The organism is Saccharomonospora saliphila YIM 90502 (assembly GCF_000383795.1).
Lineage (GTDB): Bacteria > Actinomycetota > Actinomycetes > Mycobacteriales > Pseudonocardiaceae > Saccharomonospora > Saccharomonospora saliphila.
In genome coordinates this window covers 1-1,437 of the sequence record NZ_KB912606.1, presented here as the reverse complement: position 1 = coordinate 1,437, position 1,437 = coordinate 1, and the positions used below count along the sequence as shown (strand labels likewise).

The 1,437-nt window shown below is 71.6% G+C and carries 1 protein-coding gene; it reads left to right on the top strand.

The features are described 5' to 3' along the window. Nucleotides 1-1,370 (top strand): multicopper oxidase family protein (locus SACSA_RS0101825; protein WP_019813044.1); only part of this gene is annotated, 1,370 nt, incomplete at its 5' end. Nucleotides 1,371-1,437: the final 67 nt, after the last annotated feature.

Sequence of the window (1,437 nt, the reverse complement as noted above, 5' to 3'; positions counted from 1 at the left end):
CGAACGCGGCGACGGCCCCGCGCGCGGCGGCGGCCGAGCCCGCCCCGTCGACGCCGTTCGCCCACGAGATGCCGGTTCCCCGAGTCCTGTCCCCGGCGTTCTCCGCCTCCGGCCACGACTACTACGACCTCACGATCCGCGAGGCGCGTCACGAGCTGATCCGGGGCCTGCCGACGACGGTGCGCTCGTACGGGGGGCAGTACCCCGGCCCGACGATCAGGGCCCGGCGCGGGCGTCCGATCTTCGTGCGGCAACGCAACAGCCTCGACGTGAACAGCAACGTGCACCTCCACGGCGGGCACGTCGCCGCCGAGCACGACGGCCACCCGATGGACGTCATCGAGCCGGGGTCGAGCCGGCTGTACTGCTACCCGAACGACCAGCGCGCCGCGCCGCTGTGGTACCACGACCACGCCCACCACCTCGAGGCCGAGAACGTCTACCGGGGACTGCACGCGAGCTACCTCCTCAGCGACGACGCCGAGCGTGCGCTCGGCCTGCCCAGCGGCCCCTACGACGTGCCGCTCCAGGTCCGGGACGCGCGGATCGAGGAGGACGGCAGCCTCGTCTACACCCGCGCCGCGGACCGGCCCCACATCCTCGTCAACGGGCGGGAGCGTCCGTACTTCCGCGTCGCGGCGCGCAAGTACCGGTTCCGGCTCTACAACATGTCCGTCGACCGCTACATGACCTTCCGGTTCGCCGACGGGACCGAGTACCAGCAGATCGGGACCGACGGCGGCCTGCTGCCCGCTCCGGTCACCACCACCTCGACCTTCCTGTCCGCCGGCGAACGCGCCGACATCGTCGTCGACTTCTCCCGCCACGGCGTCGGATCGTCGGTGGTCCTGGAGAACACCGACGCGCTCGCGAGCGAGAACTCCGACGTGCTGCGGTTCGACGTCGTACGGGGGGCCGGTGACCCCAGTGTCGTTCCGGCGACTCTGGCCGAACTCCCGGCGATGCCGACACCCACGGTGGAACGGGACTTCGTGCTCTCGACCGACCACGAGGCGGGTACCTACCTCATCAACGGCAAGACCTACGACCCCGAACGGGTCGACGTCACGGCCCAGCGCGGGGCGACGGAGGTGTGGACGGTCACCAACGGGGACCAATCGGTGCCACCGCCCGACTTCCACGTGCACCACAACTTCCACACCCACCTGGCGCAGTTCCGGGTGATCGAGCGCAACGGCGGTCCGCCCGCCGCCTCGGACGCCGGGGTGAAGGACGTGGTCTTCGTGCCACCGGGCGACACCGTGCGCATCGCGATGACGTGGGCGACCTACACCGGCCGCTACGTCTACCACTGCCATCACCTGCCGCACTCGAGCTGGGGCCAGATGGCCACGCTCGAGATCGTCTGACCCCGTTTCCGGCGCCGCTCCGCCCCGGTGCCGCACGCGCCGAGGCCCGCGCCCCGGCCGGGCGGGG